Below are 25,561 nucleotides of genomic sequence, written 5' to 3'. Positions count from 1 at the left end.
GCCTGACACCGCACACTCTTGTCGTGCCGGGCAGGTGTCGCCGGATGCCGAAGGTCCGTGACCATGGGGCTGAACGGCCCTTTCGGTAGGGCCTGTTGGGCCGCCGGTACGGGGGCGGGGCGGCGTACGGTCCTTCCCCGTACCGGCCGGCGTCTCGCGGACGTCGGCCGGCCGGTGGATCCTGAGGTCGCACACACGTCGTCCCGCTGGTGGATCCCGAGGCCACTCGGCAGAAGGAGGCTCATGTCCCAGAGCTCGGGCGGACACGTTCCGGGGTGGCGCCGCCTGACGCCCGGACTCGCCACTCTCCTGGGCTACCGGCGCTCATGGCTGAAGGGCGACGTGCTGGCCGGGGTGACAGTGGCTGCGTACCTCGTGCCGCAGGTCATGGCGTACGCGGGCGTGGCGGGCCTGCCGCCGGTCGCCGGGCTCTGGGCGATCCTGCCCGCACTCGCGCTGTACGCAGTGCTCGGTTCCTCGCGCCTGCTGTCGGTGGGCCCCGAGTCGACGACCGCGCTCATGACGGCCACCGTGGTGGGGCCGCTCGCCGCCGGGGATCCGGACCGGTACGCCGTGCTGGCGGCCGCCCTCGCGGTGACCGTCGGGCTGCTGTGCCTGGTGGCGTGGGCGGTGCGGCTGGGCTTCGTCGCGGACCTGCTCTCCCGGCCGGTGCTGATCGGCTATCTCGCGGGCGTAGCGCTGATCATGATGGTGGACCAGTTGCCCAAGCTCACCGGCGTAGCGACGACGGGCTCGGCCTTCTTCTCCAAGCTCTGGTCCTTCGTACGACACCTGTCGGAGACCCATGCGCCCACGCTGGTGTTCGCCGCCGCCGTACTCGCGTTCCTGTTCACGGTGGCGCGGTTCTTCCCCGCGGTGCCCGGCCCCCTGCTGGCAGTGGTGCTGGGCACGGCGACCGTGGCCGTCTTCGACCTCGACGACCGGCACGGCATCAAGGTGATCGGCGAGGTCCCGTCGGGTCTGCCCGGCTTCGCCGTGCCGGACCTGACCGAGCTGTCGCACCTGCTGTTGCCCGCCCTCGGTGTCCTCCTTGTCGGCTACACCGACTTCATCCTCACGGCGCGGGCCTTCCGTGACCGCGAGGAGGAGAGCACAGCGCTGGACCCCAATCAGGAACTGCTGGCCCTGGGCGCGGCCAACCTCGGCGCGGGCACCGTGCACGGCTTTCCCGTGAGCAGCAGCGCCAGCCGGACCGCGCTCGCTGCTTCGGCGGGCGCCCGCAGCCAGGCGTACTCGCTGGTCGCCGGCGCGGCGATCCTCGCCGTCCTGCTCTTCCTCAGCCCACTGCTGTCCCGCACCCCGTCGGCCGTCCTGGGCGCGCTCGTCGTGTACGCCGCCGTCCGCATGATCGACCTGGCGGGCTTCCGACGACTGGCATCCTTCCGCCGCCGGGAGCTGCTGCTGGCGCTCGGCTGCCTGGTCGGCGTCCTGGCCCTGGACATCCTTTACGGCGTGATCGTCGCCGTCGGCCTGTCCGTCGCGGAGCTGCTTACCCGCGTGGCCCGCCCGCACGACGCCGTCGAGGGGGTGGTGCCCGGCGTGGCCGGCATGCACGACGTCGACGACTACCCTCAGGCCCGTACGATCCCCGGCCTGGTGGTCTACCGCTACGACTCGCCGCTCTTCTTCGCCAACGCGGAGAACTTCCACCGCCGGGCCCTGGCCGCCGTCGACGAACAGGCCGAACCGGTCCGCTGGTTCGTCCTCAACACCGAGGCCAATGTGGAGGTCGACATCACCGCCCTGGACGCCGTGGACGCCCTGCGCCACGAACTGACCCGGCGGGGCGTGGTCTTCGCCCTCGCCCGGGTGAAGCAGGACCTCATGGACGACCTGGAGGCGTACGGCCTGACGAAGTCGGTCGGCCCCGACCTGATCTTCCCCACCCTGCCGACCGCCCTGGCCGCGTACCGCGAGTGGAGCCGCACTCAGTAGGCCGCCAGCCCGTACGCACCGAACTGGTCGCGGACCCGCTCGATCAGCCTCGGGTCGGGACCCGGGTTGTCCCGCAGCGGGAAGGGAAGGCCGAGAGCTTCGTACTTGGCGGCACCGAGTTTGTGGAAGGGCAGGACGTCGACCCGCTCGACATTGCCGAGGCCGGCGACGAACCGGGCCAGACCGTCGACGGCCTCCCGGTCGTCGGTCCAGCCGGGGACGAGGACATAACGAATCCACACCGCAGTACCCAGGCGATCGAGGCGGGTGGCGAATTTGAGGGTGGGCGCCAGTTCGCCGCCGGTCAGTTTCCGATACGTGTTGACGTCGAAGGACTTGATGTCCAGGAGCACCAGGTCGGTGTCGGCGAGGAGTTCGTCGGTCGCGCGGGTGCCCAGGAAGCCGGAGGTGTCGAGCGCCGTGTGCAGTCCGGCTTCCTTGCAACGGCGCAGGATCTCGGCGCTGAAGGCGGGTTGGAGCAGCGGCTCGCCGCCCGTGAGCGTCACCCCTCCGCCGGCCGTGGTGACGAAGCCCTGGCACTTCTCGATCTCCGCCATCACCTCGTCGACCGTGACGTCCCGCCCGTCCCGCATGTGCCAGGTGTCAGGGTTGGCGCAGTACAGGCAGCGCAGCGGGCAGCCGCTGACGAAGAGGACGAACCGGGTCCCGGGACCGTCCACGCCGGTGGACAGGTCCCAGGAGTGGATCCGGCCCGCCACCGTGGTCTTCACAGCGATCCGTGGAAGGTGCGGCTGATCACGTCGAGCTGCTGCTCGCGGGTCAGGCGGACGAAGTTGACGGCGTATCCGGAGACCCGGATGGTCAACTCCGGATATTTCTCCGGGTGTTCCATCGCGTCCTCCAGCGTGGCCCGGTCCAGCACGTTGACGTTCATGTGGAAGCCGCCGGAGGCCGTGTACGCGTCGAGGATGCCGACCAGGTTGCCCGCGCGTTCGCTCGGGTGGTGGCCCAGACCCTCGGGTGTGATCGTCGTGGTCAGTGAAATGCCGTCGCGGGCCTGCTCGTACGGCAGCTTGGCGACCGAGAGCGCGGAGGCGGCCACCCCGTGGCGGTCACGGCCGTTCATGGGGTTGGCGCCGGGCGCGAAGGGCTGTCCGGCGCGCCGGCCGTCGGGGGTGTTGCCGGTGTGCTTGCCGTAGACGACGTTGGAGGTGATGGTCAGCACCGACTGGGTGTGCTCGGCGTTCCGGTGGGTGGGGTGCTCGCGAACCTTGGCCATGAAGGACTCGACCAGGCCGACCGCGATGGCGTCGGCCCGGTCGTCGTTGTTGCCGTACGCCGGCCAGCCGCCCTCGGTCTCGAAGTCCACCGCCAGCCCCGTCTCGTCCCGGATCACCTTCACCCGTGCGTACTTGACCGCGGAAAGGCTGTCGGCGGCGACGGACAGACCGGCGATGCCGCAGGCCATGAAGCGGTGGACGGGGTGGTCGTGCAGCGCCATCTCCACACGCTCGTAGGCGTACTTGTCGTGCATGAAGTGGATGACGTTGAGCGTGTTGACGTACGTCGCCGCCAGCCAGTCGAGCACCCGGTCGTACGCCGCCGTCAGCTCCTCGTACTCCAGGTACTCGCCGGTCGACGCAGGCGTGTCGGGCGCGATCTGCTCGCCGTTCATCTCGTCCCGGCCGCCGTTGATCGCGTACAGCAGCGCCTTCGCGAGATTGACCCGTGCTCCGAAGAACTGCATCTGCTTCCCGACCGCCATCGCCGACACACAGCAGGCGATCGCCGTGTCGTCGCCGGTGTGCGGGCGCAGCAGCTCGTCGGACTCGTACTGGACGGCGCTGGTGTCGATCGACACCTGGGCGCAGAACTCCTTGAAGCCCGGCGGCAGTCGGGGCGACCACAGCACGGTCAGGTTGGGCTCGGGGGCGGGTCCGAGGTTGTAGAGGGTCTGCAGGAAGCGGAAAGAAGTGCGGGTGACCAGCGGGCGGCCGTCCGTGCCGATGCCGCCGATGGACTCCGTCACCCAGGTCGGGTCGCCGGAGAACAGCGCGTCGTACTCGGGGGTGCGCAGGAACCGTACGATCCGCAGCTTGATCACGAAGTCGTCGATCAGCTCCTGGGCACGGGTCTCGTCGATGATCCCCTCGTCCAGGTCCCGCTGGAGGTGCACGTCCAGGAAGGTGGAGGTGCGGCCCAGCGACATGGCGGCGCCGTTCTGCTCCTTCACGGCGGCGAGGTAGCCGAGGTAGAGCCACTGCACGGCCTCGTGGGCGTTGGTGGCCGGGCGGGAGACATCGCAGCCGTACGAGGCCGCCATCTCGGTCAGCTCACCCAACGCACGTATCTGCTCGGCGAGTTCCTCGCGGTCCCGGATGATGTGCTCCGTCGAGGGCTGAGCATCCAGCAGGGCACGTTCGGCCCGCTTGGCCTCCATGAGCCGGGCGGTTCCGTACAGCGCCACCCTCCGGTAGTCGCCGATGATCCGGCCGCGTCCGTAGGCATCCGGCAGTCCGGTGATGATCCCGGCCTTGCGGGCGGCCCGCATTTCGTGGGTGTATGCGTCGAAGACACCGTCGTTGTGGGTCTTTCGGTAGGTCCCGAACACGCGCGTGACAAAGGGGTCGGGCTCGTACCCGTACGCCTTCAGCCCGCTCTCGACCATCCGCAGGCCGCCGTTCGGCATGATCGCGCGTTTCAGCGGGGCGTCGGTCTGCAGGCCGACGATCAACTCCCGCTCGCGGTCGATGTATCCGGGTGCGTGCGAAGTGATCGTCGACGGAGTCGCGGTGTCAACGTCGAGGATGCCCCTGCGCCGCTCCTCCGGGAACAGGGCGCTGACCGTCTCCCACACGGCTCGGGTGCGGTCCGTCCGACCCGTCAGGAAGGCGGAATCGCCCTCGTACGGCGTGTAGTTGGCCTGGATGAAGTCGCGTACGTCGATGCGCTCGCGCCACCGCGTCCCGGCGAAGCCATGCCATGCCTGGGGCGCCCGGGTCCCAGCTGTCACCGTTGCAGTCATCGCCGGTTCTCTCCCTTGCTCCGCACTGGAATGCCTCGCTTCCGATACTCGTGACGCGCGACGGGCGCCGGGAGGGCCGGTCAGCGCACAGAGACCTCGCCGTCCGTCCCGGTCCGTGGGGCCGTTCGGCCCATGTCGGTACGTGCGCCCGGTGAAGCCGGTGCGCATCCCTTCACGAGGGGGAGGGCGTGCCGCTCTCCTGCCCGGCGGGAACGACCAGCACCGGGCAGTGCGCGCGATGCAGCAACGTACGAGCCACTGAACCGAGTTGGCGGCCATACCCGCCCAGACCGGCTCGGCAACCGATCACGACGAGGTCGGCCGTACGTGTGGCCTCCAGCAGCGTCTGCGTCGAAGCGGGGGCGGTGTCCTGGGTCTCCACGTGGACGCGAGGGTGCTGCTCGCCCAGTTCCACCAGAACGTCGCCGGCGGTCGGGAAGTGCGACGCGGTCCCTTCGCGTCGGCGCTGCGGCACCGGCGCCGGAGCGGGGTGCCGATGCGCCGAGGACCGAAGGATGCGCAGTCCGGCGCTGCGGCGTTCCGCTTCCTGCATGGCGTACGCGGCCGTGTCCACGTCGTCCTCGGCGTCGAGGACGAGCAGGACCTCGTTGTGCAGGTGCGGCGGAGAGTCGCCTCGTACGACCAGCAGCGGGCCATGAGCGTGCGCGGCCAGGCGCCGGCTCACCGAGCCGAACAGCGTGCCAGCGAACCCGCCGAGGCTCCGGCAGCCGACGACGGTCAGCGCGGCCTCCCGTCCGCGTTCCGCCAGTACGGCCGCCGAGTGCCCCTTGACAGGGACGGTGACGACCGGCAGGTCCGGGTGGCGGTAGCCCACCCGCGAGGCGGCGGATGCCAGCACCGGGCCGGCCTCGTCGAGGTCGGGCACGGCGTACACGATCTCCAGAGCGGTCGCGTGCAGGGCCGCCTCGTCGGCGGCCAGGTCCAGTGCTCGTACGGCGATGACTGTGCCGTCCACACCGACGATGACGTGACGCGTGGTCATGACTTTCCCTCCCTGGGGCCGTTGGGTGCCCTGAGCACCGTCACGGCGTTGGTTCAGTCGTGCGGGACGACGGCCACGGGGCAGCCGACGTGGTGCAGCACCGCGTGAGTGACGGCGCCGACGTGCGTGCCGAGGTGGCCCTCCCGTGTCCGGCGTCCCACGACGACGAGGGAGGCTCCGGCCGACGCGCGTACCAGCGCGGTGGCGGCCCGCCCTTCGGAGACGGTCTCGACCACGGAGACTCCCGGGAACTTCTCGCACCACGGGCGCAGCGTCGCGGCCACGGTGCGTTCCCGTGCCGCAAGCAGCTCCGGCCCGGACACCGGGGCCCACGGTCCGTCGGCCGGCTCGACCCGCGCCGTACCGAAGGCGTGGATCACGTGCAGCGTGGCGCCACAGCGCCGAGCTGACTCGAAGGCGAACTCGATCAGCTCGTCACAGGGGCGCTGGGTGTCCAGGCCGAGGACGACATCGCGATACGGGGACTCGGGTATCTCCTCGGGCGAGATGCCGTCCAGGGCGGGGAGGTGTTCGTCGGCGGAGCTTTCGCCCGCGCGTACGAGCACCACGGGTCGGGAGGACCTGGCGACGACCCGCTGGGACACCGAGCCGACCATGAATCCCGCGACGCCGCTGAGACCGCGGGACCCGAGCACCAGCAACTCCGCGTCCTCGGCCGCCGCAAGGAGGGCGGCTGCTGCGGAGTCGGGCACCAGCCGCTCGACGACCCGTAGCCCGGGGTGCGCTGCACGGATGCTGCTCGCGGCCCGGTCCAGAATCTCTTCGGCCCAGTCGCGCTCGCTCCGGTCCGCGGGGACGGACGGGGCGGGACGCGGGTGCCACTTCCAGGCGTGCACGAGACTCAGCGAGACGCCGCGACGCACGGCCGCACGGGCCGCCCAGTGGGCGGCGGCGAGACTCTCGGCGGATCCGTCGATTCCCGTGGTGATGTGCCGAAGCATGGTGGGCACCTCCTGTGTTCGGTCCTGCCCGATCTCGTACCGAGCCTCGTAGAGGAACGCGCCGGTGCGCAGGGGCCGTACAGCCCCTGCAGGGGACCCTTCGGCCCAAGACCCGTTCGTCACCCGCGCGGTCCGACGATCGGATCGAGGCAGGGGGCGGTACAGGGTGCCGAAGGCCTCTCGTGTGGTGCCGGGTGGCCCGGTCGTGGGGCCGGGTGGCCCATGGTTCGCACCGCGGCACCGGCACACGCTGGAAGCGGCAGGTGAGTACGCCCGTCTTGGAGGCCCGTCATGAACGCTTCGCCCACTTCCAGCATGCTGCGGGCACTGCCCGCCGAGCACCGGGAACGGCTCATGCGCATTGCCCGCGAGGTGTCGTTCCCCCAGGGAATCCGCCTCTTCGAGGAGGGCCGCCGCGCCGACCGGTTCTGGATCATCCGCACCGGCACGATCGACCTCGACATGCACGTGCCCGGCCGCCGGGCGGCCGTCATCGAGACCCTCGGACACAACGAACTGGTCGGATGGTCCTGGCTGTTCGCGCCGCACGCCTGGCATCTTGGTGCCGAGACCACGACGCCTGTACGGGCGTACGAGTTCGACGCCGTGGCCGTACGGGCCATGTGCCAGGACGACCCAGTCCTGGGCCGCACGGTCGCCCAATGGGTGGGTGACATCCTCGCCCATCGCCTGCGCTCGGCCCGTACCCGGCTGCTGGACCTGTACGCGCCGTACGGCAGCGGCAGCCGCCTGTGAGCGCACCCCCGAATCCGACGCGACCCCGGGCCGGCGAGGGCGCAATGTGGGTACGAGTGGGGCCGGTCGGCCCTAGTGCATCCGGTCCCGGCGAGTGATGATCGTCCTGACGGACAGCCCGCAGTCCGTCAGTCACCGGGGAACAAGGGGTCGTCATGGCCGAGGCACGCACCTTCACGGAGCAGAACCCGATCCGTGTCTTCCTGCTGGACGACCACGAGGTCGTACGACGCGGCCTGTCCGACCTCCTGGACGCCGAACCGGACATCTCGGTGGTCGGCGACGCCGAGAACGTCGAGCATGCACTCCTACGCGGCCCGGCCCTTCGTCCGGACGTCGCCGTCCTCGACGTACGCCTTCCCGACGGCGACGGGATCACCGTCTGCCGCGAGCTGCGCAGCCAGATGCCGGAGCTGGCCGTGCTGATGCTGACGTCGTTCGACGACGAGGACGCGCTGCTCGACGCGATCATGGCCGGGGCTTCGGGCTACGTGCTCAAGCAGATCAGGGGCTCCGACCTGGTCTCGGCGGTACGCACCGTCGCCTCGGGCCAGTCCATGCTCGACCCCGCGACGACCGCCCGGCTGATGCGCTCCCTGCGTGCGGACCCCGCAGACACCCCGGCCATCGCCCCCGAACTGGCCAGCCTCTCGCCGCGCGAGCGGGACATCCTCGCGCTCATCGGGGACGGGCTCACCAACCGTGAGATCGGCAAGAAGCTCTATCTCTCGGAGAAGACCGTCAAGAACCACATCTCCCGCCTGCTGGCCAAACTGGGCGTCCAACGCCGGGTCCAGGCAGCGGTCCTCGCCTCCCACCTCGAACATCCCGACTCCGGTGGACGCCCTGCGAGGTGACGCACACCCGGGTCGTCGGGGATGGCATGGGGCCGTACGAGCCCCCTGGTCACCTCAGCCCCCTTGTGAGCCCGTCGGCACGCGCCACACCAGCTGGGTACCGCCGCCCTGCGGCCGTTCGCCGAGTGTGAGCGTGCCGCCAAGTGCGCGAGCCCGTTCCTCGATGTTCTTCAGCCCGCTGCGCGTCACCCCGTCGGGTACTCCGCAGCCGTCGTCCGTCACCGTGAGTGCCAACTCGCCCTTGGCGTACCGCAGATGGACGTCGACGGAGCGCGCGCCCGAGTGCCGGGCCGCGTTGCTGAGCGCCTCGCCGAGCACGGCGAGCGCGTGATCCGCTACGCCGCCGGGGACATCGGTGTCGACAAGGCCCTCGATCCGCAACGCGGGAGTGAAGCCGAACGACGTGGCGGCGGCCTTCACGGCGTCGGACACCCGGGCGCGCAGACCGCTGTCCTCCTTGGTCCGGCCGCCGTGCGCACGCAGCCCGAAGATGGTGGACCGAATGATCTTGATGGTGTCGTCGAGGTCGTCGACGGTCCGCGACAGCCGTTCCGTGCCCTCGGGGTGGTCCATGAACCGCTGGGTGCTCTGCAGGGTCATGCCGGCCGCGAAGAGCCGCTGGATCGCCAGGTCGTGCAGATCGCGCGCGATCCGGTCGCGGTCCTGGAGCAGCGTGATCTGTTCCGCGTCCCGGCGGCGTTCAGCCAGCTCCAGTGCCAGCGCCGCCTGGCCGGCGAAGCCGAGCAGCGGCCCGGTGTCGTCGTCCGAGAACGGCGTACGGCCCGCCAGACGCCCCAGCAGCAACACCCCGCGGGCTTTCCCTCCGGCGCCGAGGGGCACCGCGACCACTGGGCCGAGCCCGGCCCAGTGCGACTCTCCCTCACCGGTGCGGACGTCGTGCTCGATGTCGGCGCTGACCACCGGCTCCGCCGCAGTGAGCGCGGCTCCGACGAAACCCTCCTCGGCGGAAAGGACCAGCCCGCTGCGCCGCTCGGCGTCCGACCCGACCGCGAGCACCGGCCGCAGCTCCGCCGCTCCGGACACGTATTCCGCGATCATCCCGATGTCGGCCGAGGCGATCTCCCGGGCCTGCTCGACGATCAGTTCAAGTACCTCGGCACTGGGAGCGCCCGACAGCAGCGTGCTCGTGACCTCGCCGCTGGCCCGCATCCAGCGCTCACGCAGCCGGGTCTCCTCGTACAGCCGCGCGTTCTCGATGGCCACCCCGGCCGCCACGGCGAGCGTGGAGAGCACCGACTCGTCCTCGGCGTCGAACTCTTCAGCACCGCGCTTCTCGGTGAGGTAGATGTTCCCGAACACCCTGTCGCGCACCCGGATGGGCACACCCAGGAACGAGTGCATCGGTGGGTGATGGGCCGGAAAGCCGTACGAGGACGGGTGCTGGGAGAGTTCTGGGAGCCGCAGCGGCTCGGGGTGCCGGATCAGCTCGCCGAGGATGCCGTGTCCGCTGGGCAGGTCACCGATCTCCGCGCGCTGGTCGTCGCCCATGCCCACCGTCAGGAACTCCGACAGCCGAAGGTCGTCGCCGATCACGCCCAGAGCCCCGTACTCGGCGTCCACCAGCACTACTGCGGCCTCGACGATGCGCCGCAGCACCTGCGGCAGATCCAGCTCCCCGCCGACCGACAGCACCGCCTCCAGCAGGTTGTGCACCCGGTCCTGCGTCCCCCGCGCCGCGTCGATCCGCGCCTGCAACTCATCCAGCAGCTCATCCAGCCGCAGCTTGGGCAGATGCTGCTTGGAGCCCCCGCGACCTTCCCCGCTCATCGCTTCCTCCGACCGACTCGCGCAGACAAGGTGCACCTCAACCGATAGACCTCGCCTTCACCGTACTGGCAGAGGACGCATGTCGAGGCCGTACGTGCAGACAGTGACGTCATGGCCAGGACGTGAGGGGTCGAGTATCAGGGCCTGTCCCCGGACAGCCTCCCGCTATTGCGGTGCGATGGCTTTGAGCCAGTCCTCGACGGCGATGACATCTGCCCACTGCGGGAACAGCTTCTCGGTCAGGACCCGGTGCACCTCGGGGTCCATGTCGAGGCAGGCGTCCGACAGGACGGTGAGGCCGAAATCCAGGTCGATGGCGCGGCACAGGGTGGACAGCACCACGCCGCTGGTGGCGATCCCGGTGAGGACAAGGCTGTCGATGTCGCGAGCCCTGAGGACCAGGTCGAAGTCGCTGCCGGAGAACGCGCTTCCCCGTCTCTTGGTGACCACGACGTCGCCCTGCTGGGGCGCGATGTCGGGGTGGATCCCGGTGCCGGGGGCGCCCTCGGTGAAGAGGCCGGCCCGCACGGCGTTGGTGATCACCCTGTTGCGGGGGCTGACTTCCGGATCGCCCGGCCGTAACGCGATGACCACGTAGATCACGGGAATGCCCGCCACGCGGGCGCCGTCGATCGCCCTGCGCAGGCGCGGCAGGTATCCGGAGCCGTCGTCGGCGATGCCCACGATGTCCCGTTGGACGTCCATCACGAGAAGAGCGCTGTTCGCCATGCTCACCGTCCCTTCGTCACTGGGGAAACAAGACGAAGTCTGGGTGATCGACCGATCCGCGGTGGAGGTTTCGGAGATCTTCATCGGCGTCGGGTCGCGGTGCCCACGGACACGGCGCCACGGTCCGAGCCTCGCACTGGCTGGGCGCGGTCAATCCCGCGGCCTATCGGCGGGTGACCCCGTTGCTGCTGTGGCGGCTGACACCGAGCGGGCCGCAACCCGAGCCCGGATCCACAGACCTGATGCCTGTGGATAGTTTCTCCGAAAACGAAGAAGTGCCTTTCGACCTGCGATGACGGGGTTGGCGGGAAGTCTGCGCCGCCGGGGTTTTCGGTGTGAAGCCATTCGTACGGCGGAGACGCTTGGCTCCGGTTCGGCGGAGCCGTCCGACGGCGGCTCGACCGGGCCGCACACAGCGGCATTTCAGCCCTGGCGACGAGGGAGTCGGAGCCGGCTACGCGGATCCGCGCAGCAGCAACTCCGCCCGGACGACGAGGTCTTCGCCATCGAGCAGGTCGGCCCCGGTCAGCAGCCGGGCGGCCTGGTCGATGGCCAGTGCGCCCACTCTGCGCGTGTCGAGGGCGACCGTGGAGAGCGGAAGCTCGACCAGCGTGCCCAGTCGCAGACCGTCGAAACCGATCACCACGAGGTCCTCCGGGACGCTCCTGCCCAGGCGGCGCGCCTCGCGCAGTGCGCCCATCGCGATGATGTCGTTGAAGGTGAAACCGCGGTGATGTCGGGACGGAGGATGAGCAAGGACTCGAGCGCCTCCCCGCCTCCGGCGGCCGACTGGCTCGAACCGACCACCGCGTCGGCGTCGACCCCGAGTGCCGCGGCGGCCGCCCCGAACCACTCGCGCCGGACGCTCGGTTCGGCGCGGCCGTCGTGGTCGAGCATGCCGATCCGCTCATGCCCGCGCGCGACGAGGTGCGCGACCGCCGCGTGGACGCCGTCCCGCCCGTCTACCCGGATCGAGCTGAACCGCGCGGTCTCGTGCGCACGCCCGATGAGTACCACCGGGATGCCGCGGGTGAGCAAGTCGATCTCCTGCTCGGGCCGGCTGAAGTAGCCGACGACCGCGTCCACTTGGGAACCGATCACCTGCAGTGTGCCGAGCTCCTCCTCGGCGCTGTCCGCGGTGTCGTAGACGACCACGTGTCAGCCGCGGGCCCGCGCCGCTTCCAGGGCGGCCGCGGCGACCTCGGTGAAGTACGGGTTGAGCAGGTCCGGGATCACAAGGCCGACGGTGGTGGTGTCCTGCCGGACCAGCCCGCGGGCGAACCTGCTCGGCCGGTAGCCGAGTTCGAGAGCGGCGTCCAGTACGCGCTGTTTGGTGGAGCCGTCGATCCCGTCCTGGTCGTTCAGCGCCCGCGACACGGTCTGCCGGGACACACCCGCGGAACGGGCGACGTCGTGGATCGTCACCCTCCGAGGCTCCGTTCCCGACGACACCACCACACGTACCTCCGATACCGGTGGGCACCGGTGCGCCTGCGAGGTCCGAGTATGCCTGTGCCGGGTTCTGCGGCGCGAGAGATCCACTGGCCAGGCCGGGTTGTGAGGGTGGCCCTCCGCCGGTGGGAGGTGGCACGGGGCTTCCGTCAGGGAACTCCCGACCTGAGCCTGCCGTTCTCCCTCTTGAGGCAGCCACTCTCCACGCAGTGTGGCGCGACACGACCCCGGCTAGCGATCCCGAGTGCCATGCCCCGTTCCGGAGCTCTTCCCGCCGCGCTCAGCAGCGGCGGCATCATCCTCGTACTCCTGGGCTGCTCCACCAATGGCGCCGCCGAGGAAACCGCCGCAGCCACCAGGACCACGTCGGCGACCACGCCCGCCACGCCCTCCTCCCCGGCAGCGTCGACCGTCGAGCCGACCCCCGCCACCACTGCTGCGAAGCCGGCCCCCGGCGGGACCAACACCCAGGCCCGGACCGCCTCGCTCGCCATACCCGCGATCGCCCTCGAGGACCTGCGCGTCGTCTCCTACGAGGGGACGACCGACGACTGGCCAGGCACCCGGATCCAGAACCGCGGCGTCGCCGCCAGCCCGTACGGCAGCCGTGGCGGTGTCGGCCCCGGCGAGGTCGGCAACTACCTCGTCACGGCCCACCGCCTCTCCGCCGGCGGTCCGCTGCGCGAGCTCCCCGCCCTGGATGAAGGCGACTCGGTCTTCGTCACCTCGGGCGGCACGGTCTACGAGTACGAGATCACCGAGAGTAGAACCACCTCCTTCCGCTCCGACCGCTCGCTCGCCGAACAGCGGGCAGCGGTCCCGGGCCTCCCGGGCAAGCGCCCCACTCAAGCCATGATCACTATCTCCACCTGCGCGACACTCGAGGACAACGCGGCCGGAAACCACTGGCGCGACGACAGAGGGAACCCCGAGCACCGCATCGACAAAATCGGCGTCCTGACTTCGACTTCAACACAGCAGCCGCCGCTGGGTTAGGCCGGGGGAGCCGGTGTCCGAAACCGGCCTACTCGCCCCGGTGCCGCCAGTACCACACGGCGCCGATCACAGCAGCGAGGAGAAAGGCGACCGGCAGGATCAGGCCGGGGATTCGGGCGGCCGTCACTGGGCGCCCCCGACGGGAGACGAGACGCGTGAAGGCGTGGTCTCGGCCATGGTGGTCTTTCTCTCTGCGCTGTGCCGATGTGGGGCGGACGGGCTGGACGTTGTGGTCAATGGCGGGCGGACACACTCGACTTGAGTGCGCGGTCCGCTGCGCGGTATCAAGCCAGATAGTGGCCTCATGCACGGGCTTCTGGCCAGCCCTCGCGCAATCGGAGTTCTGTACTAGGTACCCCCGCGCGGTCTCTCCAACGAACCACGGTGCTCAGACGGGCAATTCGCGGACCCGGGGTCCGTCAGCGCCTGCGTGCCCGGCTGCCCCACCCGCTGCCGATACCCGCCACATGCAGCGCCAGTACGGTGAGGCCGAGGAGCATGACATTCACCGACGTGAACGTGTCGTTCGTGTCGATCTCGGCAGCGTTGATCAAAAAGGCGATGAAGAACAGCACTGCCGCCGCTATACCAAGCATGGAGACGCTCCCTCTTTTCGTTGTGGTGCGCTACGAGTGCCCCCGAATGCCGTTGTCAGACCTTCGACACCGCGGCCCGGCCAGTGCTGACCAGGCGCGAGCACGGCGGTTTCGAGTCGTCGTCCTCGATTCGGCAGCGACCGTGATTCCTTCCGCCCTACGATCGCGCGCATGCTGCTGAGCCGGATGATGCGGATGATTCTGGTCGTCGCTGTGGCCCTCGCTGCCGTCTTCATGGGGGCAGTTGAGGGAGGCGCGAAGACCGCGCGGGCCGAGGGGGGCGCGCCGTCGCCCGATCGGCAGTTGCTGTTCTACAACCACGCGTACGGAGTCCTCGACCGGGAGACCGCCGATGCCATCGAGCACTCCGACTATCTGCGGGACTTCGCCAACTTCCAGGTCCGCACCACGACCGGCGCCGGTGGACAGACCTGGACCGGTCGCTACCTGATGGGCCGCGAGACGTATCTCGAACTGTTCGGGGTCGGCGATCTGCCCGGCCAGGACGGCACCTTCGGCTCCACCGGGATGGGGATCTCGGCCGAGCGCGCCGGCGACCTCGTGACGGTGACGGAGCGGCTGCGGGACCAGGGGATCGCCGACCCGATCGAGTTCCGCCAGACGCGCGACTTCGGCGACGGCGTCCCGGTGCCGTGGTTCGACGCCATCCTCACCACCGACCAGTACGACGGCTTCGGGGCCTGGGCGATGGAGTATCTGCCGGAGTACTTTGCCGACCCGCGCAGCAACACCGAGCCGGCCGACTACCCGGGCGACGTCGGCCGGGAGCGTTACCTGTCCGACGGCTACAGCGACCATCTGATGCGTGACGTGACCTCTGTCCGCCTCGCGGTCACCGAACGGGACCTTGCCGACACTGTGCCGTTGCTTCGGGCCGGCGGGTTCGTCGTCCGGCCTGCGGTGGGCGGTGGCATCGTCGCGCAGGGCGGTGGCACCACGATCCGATTCGACGCCGTTCCGCGCGACCAGGCCGGCCTGCGGCAGATCGGACTGTCGCTCAACCGGCCCGTGGAGTACCGGCACGAGGAACGGATCGGCCGGTCGACTCTCACCGTCGGCCCGGGCGCCCGAGCCGTCTGGAACTTCGACGCCACGGAGTAAGGGGCCATGAAGGCCGGCGCCATCGGGACCTACAGCAGGGTCGGCGCGTGGAATTCGCCGAGACCGGAGGCCAGGTCCCGGTCCAGCCAGTAGCGGCGCGGTTCGGCGAGCATGACGTCGACGCTGACAGCCATGAGGCCGGGGATCCTGGCCAGTTCGTTGTCGATGAAGAGCGCCAGGGCGGAGCGGTCGGCGACCAGGCCGGTGGCGAGGACGGACATGTCGCTGGCCACGTGGGCGGCGAGCCGGGTCTGGGGGAGCTGGTCGATACGGCGCATGACGTCGGGGGTTTCACCCGGAGCCACGCGCAGGCGGAGGATGAAGGCGGTCCGGAAGCCGAGCCATTCGGACACGATCTCCAGGCGAGGCTTGACCCATCCCTCGTCGAGGACCCGGCGGACGACGCGGTGCGCGGTGGAGGTGGCCAGGCCGGCGGCTCGGGCGATGCTCGCCGCTGATGCGCGGCTGTCCTGGATCAGCTGGGCGACGACGGTGCGTTCAGCCTCGCTGAGTGGTTTCGCGGGGGGTGTCGCGGTCGCGGTGCCCTCGGGGCGGGCGCCGGTGAGCTTCAGCAGGCCAGCGCGTTCGGTGTCGGTGAGGAACTGGGGGTCCCAGTTGATGCCCCGGCGCAGGGTGCTGAGGGCGGGCAGGGCGTTGACGCGCCGGACGCCGGGGACGGAGAACATCCGGTCGATCGCCTCGCTGGTGGCGGCCTCGGACGGGGCGTGCACGACGGCGTAGAGCGGGTAGTCGCCGGAGATCTGTGCCAGGAGCTGGAGGTGGGGCAGGTCGCGGAGGCGGTGGAGGACGGCGAGCGGGGTCTCGCCGGTGATGTCCAGGAAGACGTGGACGGGCATCGCCGTGGAGTGCATGCCCCAGTCGGACTGCCCGATCACGCGGACCATCCGCGCCTCGTGCAACCGGTCGTACCGGCGTTTGAGCGTGCTGGCGTCGGCGGCGAGGATCTCGCCGATGTCGTCCCAGGTGGCCCGGGGTGCCAGGTGCAGCGCGCCGATGAGGCGCCGGTCGAGCTCGTCGAGGAGAGGACGGGTCATGGTGCCCCACCTTAGACTGCCGATTAATCCCAACGTTACATCCAAGGGATAGAGAATCTCTCACTCTGATGCCATTGTTCGCAGGAACGTCCCCCCAATGCATCAAGAGGTACCGATGAGTGTCACCTCCGCTCAGCCTCAGCCGACCGAGCCACAGTCGAGGGCCCTGCGCACCGCGTTCCGGAGTCTGACGGCGATCGAGAAGGTCGGTAACAAACTCCCCAACCCCTTCTGGCTGTTCTGGATCCTCGCCGGGATTGTCGCCGTCCTCAGCGCGGTGCTGGCGGCGGTCGGCGCCAGCGCCTTGCACCCCGGCACGCACGAGACCATCGAGGTGCGGAACCTGCTCAGCAAGGACGGCCTCACCATGGCCGTCGAGGGGGCCGTCGACAACTACGCGGCCTTCCCGCCGCTGGCCACCATCCTCACCGTGATGTTCGGCATCGCCGTCGCCGAGAAGAGCGGACTGTTCTCCGCCCTGCTGCGACGCATGGTCGCCCGGGTGCCGGGCAGATACCTCACCTTCGCCCTGTCGATGACGGCCATGGTCAGCCATGTCGCCGGCGACGCCGCCTACGTCACCCTCATCCCGCTCGGCGCACTGGTCTTCCGCGCGGCCGGCCGCAGCCCGGTGCTCGGCTGCGTCGTCGCCTACGTCTCGATCGCCGCCGGCTACGACGCCTCCCCGTCGCTCACCACCACCGACGTCCTGCTGTCCGGGATCTCGACCGCCGCCGCCCACACCATCGACGCGGACTACGTCGTCACGCCGGTGGCCAACTACTTCTTCGGGCTCGGCTCCTCGGTCCTGGTGGCCCTCGTGATCACCCTCGTCGTCGACAAGGTCCTCGCCCGCCGCTCGGACCTGGAGCCCGACGAGCCGGTCGCCGCGCCGAACGCCGCTGAGCTGGCGGAGATCGAGGTCACCGAGCAGCAGCAGCGCGCGCTGCGCGCGACCGGGCTGGTCGCCATCGGCTTCCTCGCGTTCCTGGTGGTGGCCATGGTCCCCTCGTCCTCACCGCTGCGCGGCGAGGGCGGCGGCATCGTCAACTCCCCGCTGATCGGCGGGATGGCGCTCGTCCTGGGCGTGTTCTTCGCCGTACTCGGCACCGTCTACGGCCGGATGACCGGCACCTTCTCCGCCGCCCGCGACAGCATCGCCGCGATGGCCGACGGCACCCGTTCGATGGCGCCGATCCTTGTCCTGTTCTTCGCGATCGCCCAGTTCCTCGCCTACTTCAAGTGGACGAACATCGGCGACATCCTCGCCGTCAAGGGCGCCGAGACGCTGCGCGACCTGGACATGAGCGGCTGGACCGTGCTGGTCGGCATCGCTGTACTGATCACGTTCATGAACCTCGTCATCACCAGCGGCTCCGCGCTGTGGGCGCTTGCCGCGCCGGTGCTCGTACCCATGCTGATGCTCATCGGCATCGAGCCCGAGACCACCCAGGCCGTCTACCGCGTCGCCGACTCGGTCACCAACTGCGTCACCCCGATGAGCCCGTACTTCGTGATGGCCCTGGGCTTCATCCAGCAGTACCGCAAGTCCGCGGGCATCGGCACCCTGGCCTCCTTCACCATCCCGATCGCCGCCGTCCTCTGGGTCGTCTGGGTCGCGTTCTTCGTGGCCTGGTACCTGCTGGGCATCCCGTTCGGCATCGGCTGAGCCCGCCCCTCCGCCAAGAAGCGTCACCCCGGCTTCGTACGAGAAAGCAGACCATGACCGCATCGCCCGCCGCCGCCCTCACCGCCCGCGCCCAGGACGTCTCGTCGGAGATCGTCACCGACATCCTGACCCTCGTCCGCCAGGAGACCGGCAGCTACGATATGCCCGGCCTCGCGGCGGGCCTGGACCTCCTGCGCGAGCTGACCGTCCGCCACCTCGGCCGACCCGACCGCGAAGAGCGTCACCCCGGGGGCGAGTGCGGCGACACGCTCACGTTGACCTACACCGGCACGGGCGCCGGGCATGTCGCGCTCGTCGGCCACTACGACACCGTATGGCCGACTGGGACCCTCGCCGGATGGGAGCAGCCGCAGTCGTCGGGCGACGGTCGGGACAAGCTCGGCGGGCCGGGGATCTTTGACATGAAGACCGGCCTTGCGCAAGGCATTTGGGCCCTGAAGCTGGCCCGGGAGGGCGGCGCACCCGTGCCCACCGTCACCTTCCTCTTCAACGGTGACGAGGAGATCGGCTCCCTGTCCTCGCGGCGGGTGATCGAGGAGGTCGCGCAGAAGGTCGACGTCACCCTGGTGCTGGAGCCGACCGCCCACGGCGCGGTCAAGACCGCTCGCAAGGGTTCCGGGATCTTCCGGGTCACGGCCACCGGCATCGAGGCGCATGCCGGGCTCGCGCCTCAGGACGGGGCGAGCGCGATCACCGCGCTCTGCGAGTTCGTGGTCGCCGCCGCGGCGGTCGCCGCCCCCGACAAGGGCACCACGATCAACCCCGGGCTCATCAAGGGGGGTTCCGCCATCAACGTCGTCGCCGGGCAGGCCACCGCGGGCGTCGACATCCGGGTCAGCAGCGAGGTCGAACAGGCCCGTGTCGACGCCGAGTTGGACGCCATCAAGGTGAGCGATCCCCGCGTCCGCATCGAGATCGACCATGCCTGGAACCGGCCGCCGATGACCCTCAACGCCGCCTCCGCCCCTCTCCTCGGCCTAGCTCGCGAGGTCGCCCGTGAGCAGGGCCGCGACGAGTTGCCCGACGCCGCCGTCGGCGGTGCCAGCGATGCCAACTTCGTCTCCGCCCTCGGCCTGCCCGTGCTGTGCGGCATGGGCGCTGTCGGCGACGGCGCCCATGCCCAGGGCGAGTTCATCTACCCGGACACCGTGCCCGCCCAGACCGCCCTGGTCGCGGGTCTGCTGGGACGACTGGCGGAACCGCTGCGGGGCTGAGCCGTGGTGTCCTGTCCTGAACACGCGTGGCCACGCCGTCGGCGAATTCCAGGGCGAGGGATCAGTCGCCGGCGAGGCCGAGCTCCGTACGCGGCCGACCGTCTACTGCGGCTGTGTCGCGATCTGGATCAGGTTGCCGCAGGTGTCGTCGAAGACGGCGGTGGTGACGGGGCCCATCTCCAGGGGCTCCTGGGTGAAGCGGACGCCGAGGCCGCGCAGGCGCTCGTACTCCGCCTTCACGTCGTCGACGGCGAACTGGGCGAGCGGGATGCCGTCCTGGACGAGTGCGTCGCGGTAGGGCTTGACGGCCGGGTGGCCGGCGGGCTCCAGGAGGAGCTCGGTGCCGCCGGGCTCCTCGGGTGAGACGACGGTCAGCCACCGGTCCTTCTCACCCACCGGGACGTCGTACTTCTTCACGAAGCCGAGGATCTCGGTGTAGAAGTGCAGAGCCTTGGCCTGGTCGTCGACGAAGACGCTGGTCAGATGGATCTTCATGGGGTGCTCTCCGTTGGTCCGGATGGGTCGGGCGCGGGCCATCGCTCGGTTATCTGCCGCAGCGGGGCCGTGTTCAGGTCGTGGAACTTGTAGCGGCCCTCCCGCCTGGTCTCGACGAGCCCGGCGGCCTCCAGTACGGCGAGGTGCTGGGAGACCCCCTGGCGTGAGATGCCGAGCTGATGCTTCATGCTCAGTCGCGCGCAGATCTCGAACAGTGGCTGTCCGGACTTCTCCGTGAGCTCGTCGAGGATGGTACGGCGGGTGGGGTCGGCCAAGGCTTTGAAGAGGTCGTCGGCCACAACCACAGGATAGGCAAGTGATGACTTGCCTATCAAGTCGAGGTGCGGCGCGTTCTCGGTCGGCCTGCCGTCAGGGGACTCGTGGGCAGCGAGGATGTGGCGCAGGGGAGTGGGCGCCGGCGTAACTCATGATCTTGTCCGGCGTTGGTCCGCTCGGGCCTCACGTATCTGCCGACGCCGATCCGTCCGGCCCCCCCCGGAACATGTGCCGACAGGACTCGTGCTCCGTCACGGGCCGGACAGAATACTGAGGCCGCTCGCCATGCACTACATCACCAAGAAGACCGCCTCGGGAATCGGCGTGGCGGCTGCGACTCTCGGCTGCGTCATCGCCGCAGGACCGCCCGCGGCGGCTGCCGGCAAGTGGTGCAACAACTCGGTCTGCATCGAGACCTACGACATCGGCACCTACCTGGGCAGGGTCGAGGTGTCGGTCACCAACACCAACCAGCCGCACCGCATCAGCGCCCGGGTGTGGACCACCAACGGCTGGAGCGCGAACACCAAGGTCGAGGACGTCGCCGCGTTCAGGACATACCGGGATCAGGCCTACCCGCAACGGCACTTCCCTGCGGGCACCCGGCTCTGCGCGGAAGGCTTCCGCGGGGGCGCCAGCGTCGGCCTTCCGTGCGTCACCATCACCGACTGACCTGCGGCCCGCTGGGCTCCATGACGTAGCAGACCAGTTGTGGTCCCGCCCCGTACGCCGAGGCCAGTACGCGGGGATACTCCCGCTGTCAGACGTGCTCACCGCCTCCGCCCGGCACCGTGTGTCAGGTGAAACTGAGCCGCCCCGCACGCCGGGCTTCCCTGGTCGTCCACGTAGTCGCCTCCGCGAGCTGGCTCGGGCTCACGCTCGGGCTGCTCGCGCTCGGGATCACCGCGGCCACCACCGGGTCCGCGGTGACGGTGGAGGCATCCGTCCGAGCGATGAAGCTCTTCGCCGACTGGCTTCTGCTCCCGGTCGCGTTCCTTACGCTCCTCAGCGGGCTGCTGCTGTCCCTGGGTACGCCGTGGGGACTGGCGAGGTACCGATGGGTCTATGCGAAGTTCTGGCTGACCCTGGCCACCACCACCGCAACCGTCTTCGCGCTGCGCCCGGCGGTGAACTCCGCGGTCACCGCCGTTGCCGCGGGCAATCCACTGCCCGACGCCGGAGACGTCCTGTTCGGGCCGATCGTCTCTCTGTCCGCCTACCTCTTCATGACGGTGATCTCGGTCGTCAAGCCCTGGGGGCTGACCCGGCGAGGCCGGAATCTGCGCGCGGCAGCCCGCAGGCCGGTGGATGCCGGGCGCGCCCGCCAGGCCGCCTGACCCCGCTTGGAGGCACCTACAACGGCATGCTCTGCCGGTGCGCCGCGGCCGAGTTCTTCACGGTGGTCGCGAGCTTCTTCACCCGCGGGTCGGCCCCGTTCTTCCGCAGCTCGTCCGACAGTTGCTCGGCGTGGGTGAGGTGCTCGAGCAGTGCGGATCGCAGCAGTCGGTCGAATGGCGCACCTGTTGCGTTGCTGAGCGCCTGCAGTTCCTCGGCGTTGACCATTCCCGGCATGTCATGGCCCTCGTGCGGGTTGTCGTCCGGGACGCCGGTGGTGGTGAGGAGCTCACGAAGGGCTGTCAGGTGGGTCCGGTTGTCGCGGGCGACACCGGCGGCCCAGCGCTGGAGCGCGGGTTCGCCGCTGTGGCGCGGCGCGAGTTCGAGGACGTACTGGGTCTGGTCGTCCATGGCGATCAGCAGCTGGAGCCATGCGATGTCCGTGGTGCTGAAGGTGCCCGTTCCTCCGACTGCCGTTCCGGAAGCGCCCGTTGGGGAGCTGCTGGTGATGGTCGGTTCGGCGGGTGTGCCGGCCCGTTGCTGGGGGCCGGCACACCCGGACACGATCAACAGAGCGCACAGCAGTGTCGTGACGAGCTGTGCCCTGCCCCCACGGCCCGTCTGTGCTGAGGGTTCCGCCATGCTCGTCTCCCGTCTCGGGGCCGTGACGCGTGAGGTGTCCCGCGTGTGCGGAGCAGGTGGGTCGCGCCGATCAGGAGGGATTGCCGTCAGCACCGCACTTGACGATGGCGTTGATGCAGTTCGTGGTCCTGCGTGCCATCTCGGCCGTGGGCCAGGCGTTGAAGAAGTCGGCGTGCATCGTGTAGCCGGCTCCGGATGCCAGACGGAGTCCCGTGGTGCTGCCGGTGACGGGGTAGCGCAGTACCTGGCGCAGCTTCGGCACGGGGACCGGGTGGCTGGCGGGGCACTCCGCGTTCACCGGGTAGGCCATGTGGCTCTTGTGGTCCGCGGAGTCCAGATCCCTGCCGTTCCAGCACTGCGGGAAGTCGAGATACGACTCCAGCATCGAGTCCGCCGGGCAGGTCACGAAGTCCTTGGAAGGGTTGACCTCGCCGTGGTGCAGGCACGACCAGCGGGCGATGGACGTGGGGTCGGTCGTACCCGTCGCCTTCGCGTTGCCGGCGACGATCCGCAGCCCCTGGGGGAGGGGTTGGGTGCGCTGGATGATGTCGTCGCGCACGCCCTCACCGAGGTAGTAGAAAGTGGTTCCGGTGGGCTCGACCGCCTGGTCGTTGCGGTACAGGGTCGGCACCCAGTAGGCCGAGGTGTCGACGGTCGGGCTGCAGGTGCTGGCCGAACCCAGCAGATTCGTCACCGTGGTGTGGGCGTTGGTCACCCGGCTGCCGAAGAAGCTGTGCATGTGGGAAGCGCCGGGCAGCCCGGGGGCGACGATCGGATCGTCCGGGAGACGGTGGCTGTAGGGGCACTCGGCCAGGAACTCCGCCACACGGACGACTTGGGCTCCTGCGGGGGCCGAACGGTCCGCGCCGGTCGGTGTCGAAGCGGCGTACAGCGCGGCGATGACCAGGGTGAACGCCGCCAACACGGCCGTCCAGCCAGGGCGTATGCGCCCTCGGTCTGCGGTGGTGCGGGGGAAATCTGCTAACACGGCACTCCTCCTTGGGGAGTGGTGGGGGTGAGCGGAACCGGTACCGGTAGCGGTTCCGGTACCGGTTCCGGGATCCTGCCTCGGGAGTGAAGCCACATGTCATGGCGATGTCAATGGTTCTCGTCGGCATTAGTACGCCCGCGCACCCGGTTGGCTTCAAGACTTCAAGACCGCCGGAGGGGGAAAGGGCTTTCAGTCTCGCCCGCGGAGGGTCTGCCCTGGTGTCGCCGCGAGACGTTGGGGAACGGCCTGCACAGGGACTACGCGCCCGGCTTGCTCCGTCGCCACGCGAAGGGCAGCGCCGCTCGGTACGGAATGGAAGGGCCTCCGCAGCTGTCGCGAACTGCGCCGCTGCTTCAGGAGGTTGAAGCATCTTTACGCCACGCTGAGACAGGCCGGCGCGGCTGGATACGCCAAGGGACGGCGGTGAGCGCGAGCGGCGGAGCTCGATCGACATCGAGCTCCGCCGTCCGCTGCCCGAACCGCCGTCCCGGCCGAACTTGACGAGCAGGGTCCGCTAGCGGTCGCGCACCGGCAGTACGTTGTCCTCGTTGACCCGGGCCGCGTCCGCGCGAACGGTCACCGACGAGGCGTCCATGGACACCGTGTCGGCCCGCGCGTTGAGCCCACCGGCGTACCTGTTGCCCTCGATGAGCACGTCGTCCGAGCCCCGGAAGACGTACAACCGGGAGGAGTACGGCGTCGTGGCGCCCGCGGCGCGCCGGATCACGTTGTCCGTGAACGACAGCCCGCCGACGCTCTTGGCGTCGACCACGGTGACATCGCCGACCTCGAACGTGTTCCGCTCGATCCGGATGCCGCGGTGCACCGGCTCCGCGGCGTTCAGCACCTGGTTGGTCGGCTCCACGAAGATGACCGGACCGGTCGAACTCACAAAGGTGTTGCGGCGGATGAGGACATCCGAGACCGCTCCCGACTCGTACCACTGGTAGGCGTCGGCGGAGATGTAGATGGCCGCCATCGTCGTCCGCTCGAAGCGGTTGTTCTCGATCACGACGGGCTTGCGGGTGGTCACGAGGATCCCGCGCGTCGGCACGTTGCGGAAAATGTTGCCGGCGATTCGTACGCTCGGCGTGTACGTCGTGTTCTCCACGACCGTGCCGCCGATCTTGACCCCGGAGGGCACCGGCCGGTCCAGAGTGATCGTCATGTCCGTCAGCGAGGTGTCGTGGTCCTGCCCGCTAGGCCCGTCGACGGCGGTCACCTTCGCCGTACCGCCGGGAAGCGGGCGCATCGTCGCGCTGTCGACCAGCTCGACCGTGTCACCGACGTAGAACTGCGGGAACCCGGCAGTCTGCGGATGCTTGTAACTCACCGTCAGACTGTTCGCCGAGGGCTGCGCCGCGACCTGCAGATAGGTGCCGTGGATATTGATCGGATCGTCGTGCGGACCGTCGAAGACGCAATTGGTGATCGACACCTTGCCCTTGATCCCGGACATCTGGATGAAGTCGGCGAACCCGGCGGTGGCACGCCCGGAGTCCGGGTCCGGCGAGAAGTCGACCCGGTCGATGGTGATGTTCTCGCTGAACTGCCCGACCAGGCCGAAGGTCTGGAGCTCGCGGGCGACCAGATTGCGGACCGTGACGTTGGAGGACTCCCAGATGAACGCTCCGGGCTGCTCCCGCTCGATCTGCCGCATCTGGTACACCAGCCCCTGGTCCGAGGGCTTGGAGGAGGTCGCGTAGTCGATCCGTATGCGCTGCCCGCCCAGGTCGGACATCGATGTCACGTCGCTGAACAGCGGGTTGTCACCCCGCCAGGACCGCTGCGCGACCGGGTCCGTGATCTGGGTGTACTCAAGGCCGTTCACGCCGGACCAGTACGGCTGTCCGGTCACCAGGCTGGTCTCTCCGAGCCAGGTCACCTTGTTGTCCGCCACGGTGTACGGGCTGTCGGCCGGCACGCTCAGGATCCGGTAGGCGTGTCCGTTCTCCACCCCGGCCGTGCGGACCGTGGCGTCGATGACCTTCGGCGCGACGTAGTCGAAGGTGAAGCCGGTGAAGGTGACGTTGTGCGAGCGGATGCTCGCGAACGCCGTCTGCAGTCCGTGGAACAGCAGTGTCGACCCGCGGCCGTCCACCACCACATCGCGCATGTCCTCGATGAGCAGCCCGATCGACTTGTCGCGGTACCGCTGATCCGCGCCGACCGTGTTCGACACATACAGCTCGCGCACCTCGGCGCTCTCCGGGTACACCTGGTAGGTGCCCCGTGGGAACACCACCCTGACCGGCCCCTTCACGGTCTTGGCGTGCCGGAGCGCCGCCTTCACCGCGGGCGCCGAGTCGGCGTGCCCGCCGGGATCGGCGCCGAAGTCCGTGACGTCCACGACCGTGGATCTCGCCGCGCCCACCGCCTGCGCGGTCGCGGCCGGCGCGCCGAGCAGGCCGAGGCAGGCGGAGAGAACGGCGAGAACCAGTAGTCCGACAAGGGGGCGAGATCTGCTGGGAGTCCAGTGTCGCTGCACGGTGTTCAAGGTTGCGGCTCCTTGTACTGGCATGGACACGCTGGGGGGCGTGTTGGCGTCATCCTGCCGCAGGAACCCACGAAACAGAACAGCTTCCCCCACTTTCAAAAGTTTTACGGACTCCAGGCCGCGCCCGTGCCCCGGCACCCAACAGATCCGAACTCACCCCGCC

Annotated in this window: 22 protein-coding genes and 1 pseudogene; 9 read left to right on the top strand and 14 right to left on the bottom strand. The window is 69.5% G+C overall.

The features are described from left to right. Positions 1–243 precede the first annotated feature (243 nt). Complete coding sequence (locus tag OG266_RS02500; protein ID WP_371542201.1) at positions 244–1,956, top strand: SulP family inorganic anion transporter; 1,713 nt, start codon at positions 244–246, stop codon at positions 1,954–1,956. Here the strand turns inward: OG266_RS02500 and pflA are convergent. From pflA to OG266_RS02480, 4 genes are all read right to left on the bottom strand, one after another. Further along, positions 1,950–2,693: a pyruvate formate-lyase-activating protein gene (pflA, locus tag OG266_RS02495; protein ID WP_266474887.1), complete on the bottom strand. Its 744-nt coding sequence runs from the start codon at positions 2,691–2,693 to the stop codon at positions 1,950–1,952. The genes OG266_RS02500 and pflA overlap by 7 nt on opposite strands. Further along, positions 2,684–4,942, bottom strand: coding sequence for a formate C-acetyltransferase (pflB, locus tag OG266_RS02490; protein WP_371542198.1), 2,259 nt, complete (start codon positions 4,940–4,942; stop codon positions 2,684–2,686). Before pflB ends, pflA begins: the two co-directional genes overlap by 10 nt. A 172-nt stretch (positions 4,943–5,114) precedes the next feature. Beyond that, positions 5,115–5,945, bottom strand: coding sequence for a universal stress protein (locus OG266_RS02485; RefSeq protein WP_371542195.1), 831 nt, complete (start codon positions 5,943–5,945; stop codon positions 5,115–5,117). Between the two features lie 53 nt (positions 5,946–5,998). Beyond that, on the bottom strand, positions 5,999–6,907 hold the full coding sequence (locus OG266_RS02480) for a universal stress protein (RefSeq protein WP_371542192.1): 909 nt from the start codon (positions 6,905–6,907) through the stop codon (positions 5,999–6,001). A 291-nt stretch (positions 6,908–7,198) separates the two neighbouring features. On the opposite strand from OG266_RS02480, the gene OG266_RS02475 reads away from it, so the two are divergent. After that, positions 7,199–7,663 (top strand): cyclic nucleotide-binding domain-containing protein, encoded by a 465-nt coding sequence (locus tag OG266_RS02475; RefSeq protein ID WP_266471305.1) that lies wholly within the window; start codon positions 7,199–7,201, stop codon positions 7,661–7,663. Positions 7,664–7,818: 155 nt separating this feature from the next. Further along, positions 7,819–8,520: a response regulator transcription factor gene (locus tag OG266_RS02470; RefSeq protein WP_266471302.1), complete on the top strand. Its 702-nt coding sequence runs from the start codon at positions 7,819–7,821 to the stop codon at positions 8,518–8,520. A gap of 54 nt (positions 8,521–8,574) precedes the next feature. On the opposite strand, the gene OG266_RS02465 is transcribed toward OG266_RS02470, so the two are convergent. The 3 genes and pseudogenes from OG266_RS02465 to OG266_RS02455 all read right to left on the bottom strand — a co-directional run bounded on the left by OG266_RS02465 (position 8,575) and on the right by OG266_RS02455 (position 12,495). After that, positions 8,575–10,308, bottom strand: a complete 1,734-nt coding sequence (locus OG266_RS02465; protein ID WP_371542189.1) for a GAF domain-containing protein — start codon at positions 10,306–10,308, stop codon at positions 8,575–8,577. A 165-nt stretch (positions 10,309–10,473) separates the two neighbouring features. Beyond that, positions 10,474–11,037 carry a cysteine hydrolase family protein gene (locus OG266_RS02460; RefSeq protein WP_371542186.1) on the bottom strand — a complete coding sequence of 188 codons (564 nt, stop codon included), beginning with the start codon at positions 11,035–11,037 and terminating at the stop codon, positions 10,474–10,476. Positions 11,038–11,491: 454 nt separating this feature from the next. Continuing rightward, positions 11,492–12,495, bottom strand: a pseudogene (locus OG266_RS02455) (LacI family DNA-binding transcriptional regulator). A 243-nt stretch (positions 12,496–12,738) separates the two neighbouring features. Between OG266_RS02455 and OG266_RS02450 the strand changes: the two are divergent. Then, entirely contained in the window at positions 12,739–13,485 is a 747-nt protein-coding gene (locus OG266_RS02450; protein WP_371542183.1) for a class E sortase, read from the top strand. Between the two features lie 419 nt (positions 13,486–13,904). Here the strand turns inward: OG266_RS02450 and OG266_RS02445 are convergent, their stop codons facing one another. Beyond that, complete coding sequence (locus OG266_RS02445) at positions 13,905–14,081, bottom strand: hypothetical protein (protein ID WP_266471293.1); 177 nt, start codon at positions 14,079–14,081, stop codon at positions 13,905–13,907. Positions 14,082–14,276: 195 nt separating this feature from the next. On the opposite strand from OG266_RS02445, the gene OG266_RS02440 reads away from it, so the two are divergent. Next, the gene (locus OG266_RS02440; RefSeq protein WP_371552620.1) at positions 14,277–15,203 is read left to right on the top strand and encodes a DUF5829 family protein; all 927 of its coding nucleotides are present in this window, start codon (positions 14,277–14,279) and stop codon (positions 15,201–15,203) included. A gap of 29 nt (positions 15,204–15,232) precedes the next feature. On the opposite strand, the gene OG266_RS02435 is transcribed toward OG266_RS02440, so the two are convergent. Next, on the bottom strand, positions 15,233–16,258 hold the full coding sequence (locus OG266_RS02435) for a winged helix-turn-helix transcriptional regulator (RefSeq protein ID WP_371542179.1): 1,026 nt from the start codon (positions 16,256–16,258) through the stop codon (positions 15,233–15,235). Positions 16,259–16,373: 115 nt separating this feature from the next. On the opposite strand from OG266_RS02435, the gene OG266_RS02430 reads away from it, so the two are divergent. Beyond that, on the top strand, positions 16,374–17,927 hold the full coding sequence (locus OG266_RS02430) for an AbgT family transporter (protein ID WP_371542176.1): 1,554 nt from the start codon (positions 16,374–16,376) through the stop codon (positions 17,925–17,927). 53 nt (positions 17,928–17,980) lie between these two features. After that, positions 17,981–19,162, top strand: coding sequence for a M20 family metallopeptidase (locus OG266_RS02425; protein ID WP_371542174.1), 1,182 nt, complete (start codon positions 17,981–17,983; stop codon positions 19,160–19,162). 102 nt (positions 19,163–19,264) lie between these two features. On the opposite strand, the gene OG266_RS02420 is transcribed toward OG266_RS02425, so the two are convergent. Then, entirely contained in the window at positions 19,265–19,657 is a 393-nt protein-coding gene (locus OG266_RS02420; protein WP_371542171.1) for a VOC family protein, read from the bottom strand. Continuing rightward, complete coding sequence (locus tag OG266_RS02415) at positions 19,654–19,956, bottom strand: ArsR/SmtB family transcription factor (RefSeq protein ID WP_371542168.1); 303 nt, start codon at positions 19,954–19,956, stop codon at positions 19,654–19,656. The genes OG266_RS02420 and OG266_RS02415 overlap by 4 nt, the downstream gene beginning before the upstream one ends. 262 nt (positions 19,957–20,218) lie before the next feature. On the opposite strand from OG266_RS02415, the gene OG266_RS02410 reads away from it, so the two are divergent. Beyond that, the gene (locus tag OG266_RS02410; protein ID WP_371542166.1) at positions 20,219–20,605 is read left to right on the top strand and encodes a hypothetical protein; all 387 of its coding nucleotides are present in this window, start codon (positions 20,219–20,221) and stop codon (positions 20,603–20,605) included. Between the two features lie 128 nt (positions 20,606–20,733). Next, on the top strand, positions 20,734–21,270 hold the full coding sequence (locus tag OG266_RS02405) for a DUF2269 family protein (RefSeq protein ID WP_371542163.1): 537 nt from the start codon (positions 20,734–20,736) through the stop codon (positions 21,268–21,270). Positions 21,271–21,286: 16 nt separating this feature from the next. Here the strand turns inward: OG266_RS02405 and OG266_RS02400 are convergent, their stop codons facing one another. From OG266_RS02400 to OG266_RS02390, 3 genes are all read right to left on the bottom strand, one after another. After that, positions 21,287–21,910 carry a DUF305 domain-containing protein gene (locus OG266_RS02400; protein WP_371542160.1) on the bottom strand — a complete coding sequence of 208 codons (624 nt, stop codon included), beginning with the start codon at positions 21,908–21,910 and terminating at the stop codon, positions 21,287–21,289. 70 nt (positions 21,911–21,980) lie between these two features. Then, positions 21,981–22,817, bottom strand: coding sequence for a DUF1996 domain-containing protein (locus OG266_RS02395; RefSeq protein ID WP_371552618.1), 837 nt, complete (start codon positions 22,815–22,817; stop codon positions 21,981–21,983). Between the two features lie 598 nt (positions 22,818–23,415). After that, positions 23,416–25,389: a glycosyl hydrolase family 28-related protein gene (locus tag OG266_RS02390; protein WP_371552616.1), complete on the bottom strand. Its 1,974-nt coding sequence runs from the start codon at positions 25,387–25,389 to the stop codon at positions 23,416–23,418. Positions 25,390–25,561 lie beyond the last annotated feature (172 nt).

Origin of the sequence: Streptomyces sp. NBC_00554 (assembly GCF_041431135.1) — a bacterium.
Lineage (GTDB): Bacteria > Actinomycetota > Actinomycetes > Streptomycetales > Streptomycetaceae > Streptomyces.
The sequence above is the reverse complement of the archived record's forward strand: the minus strand, read 5'-3'. Positions and strand labels throughout refer to the sequence as shown.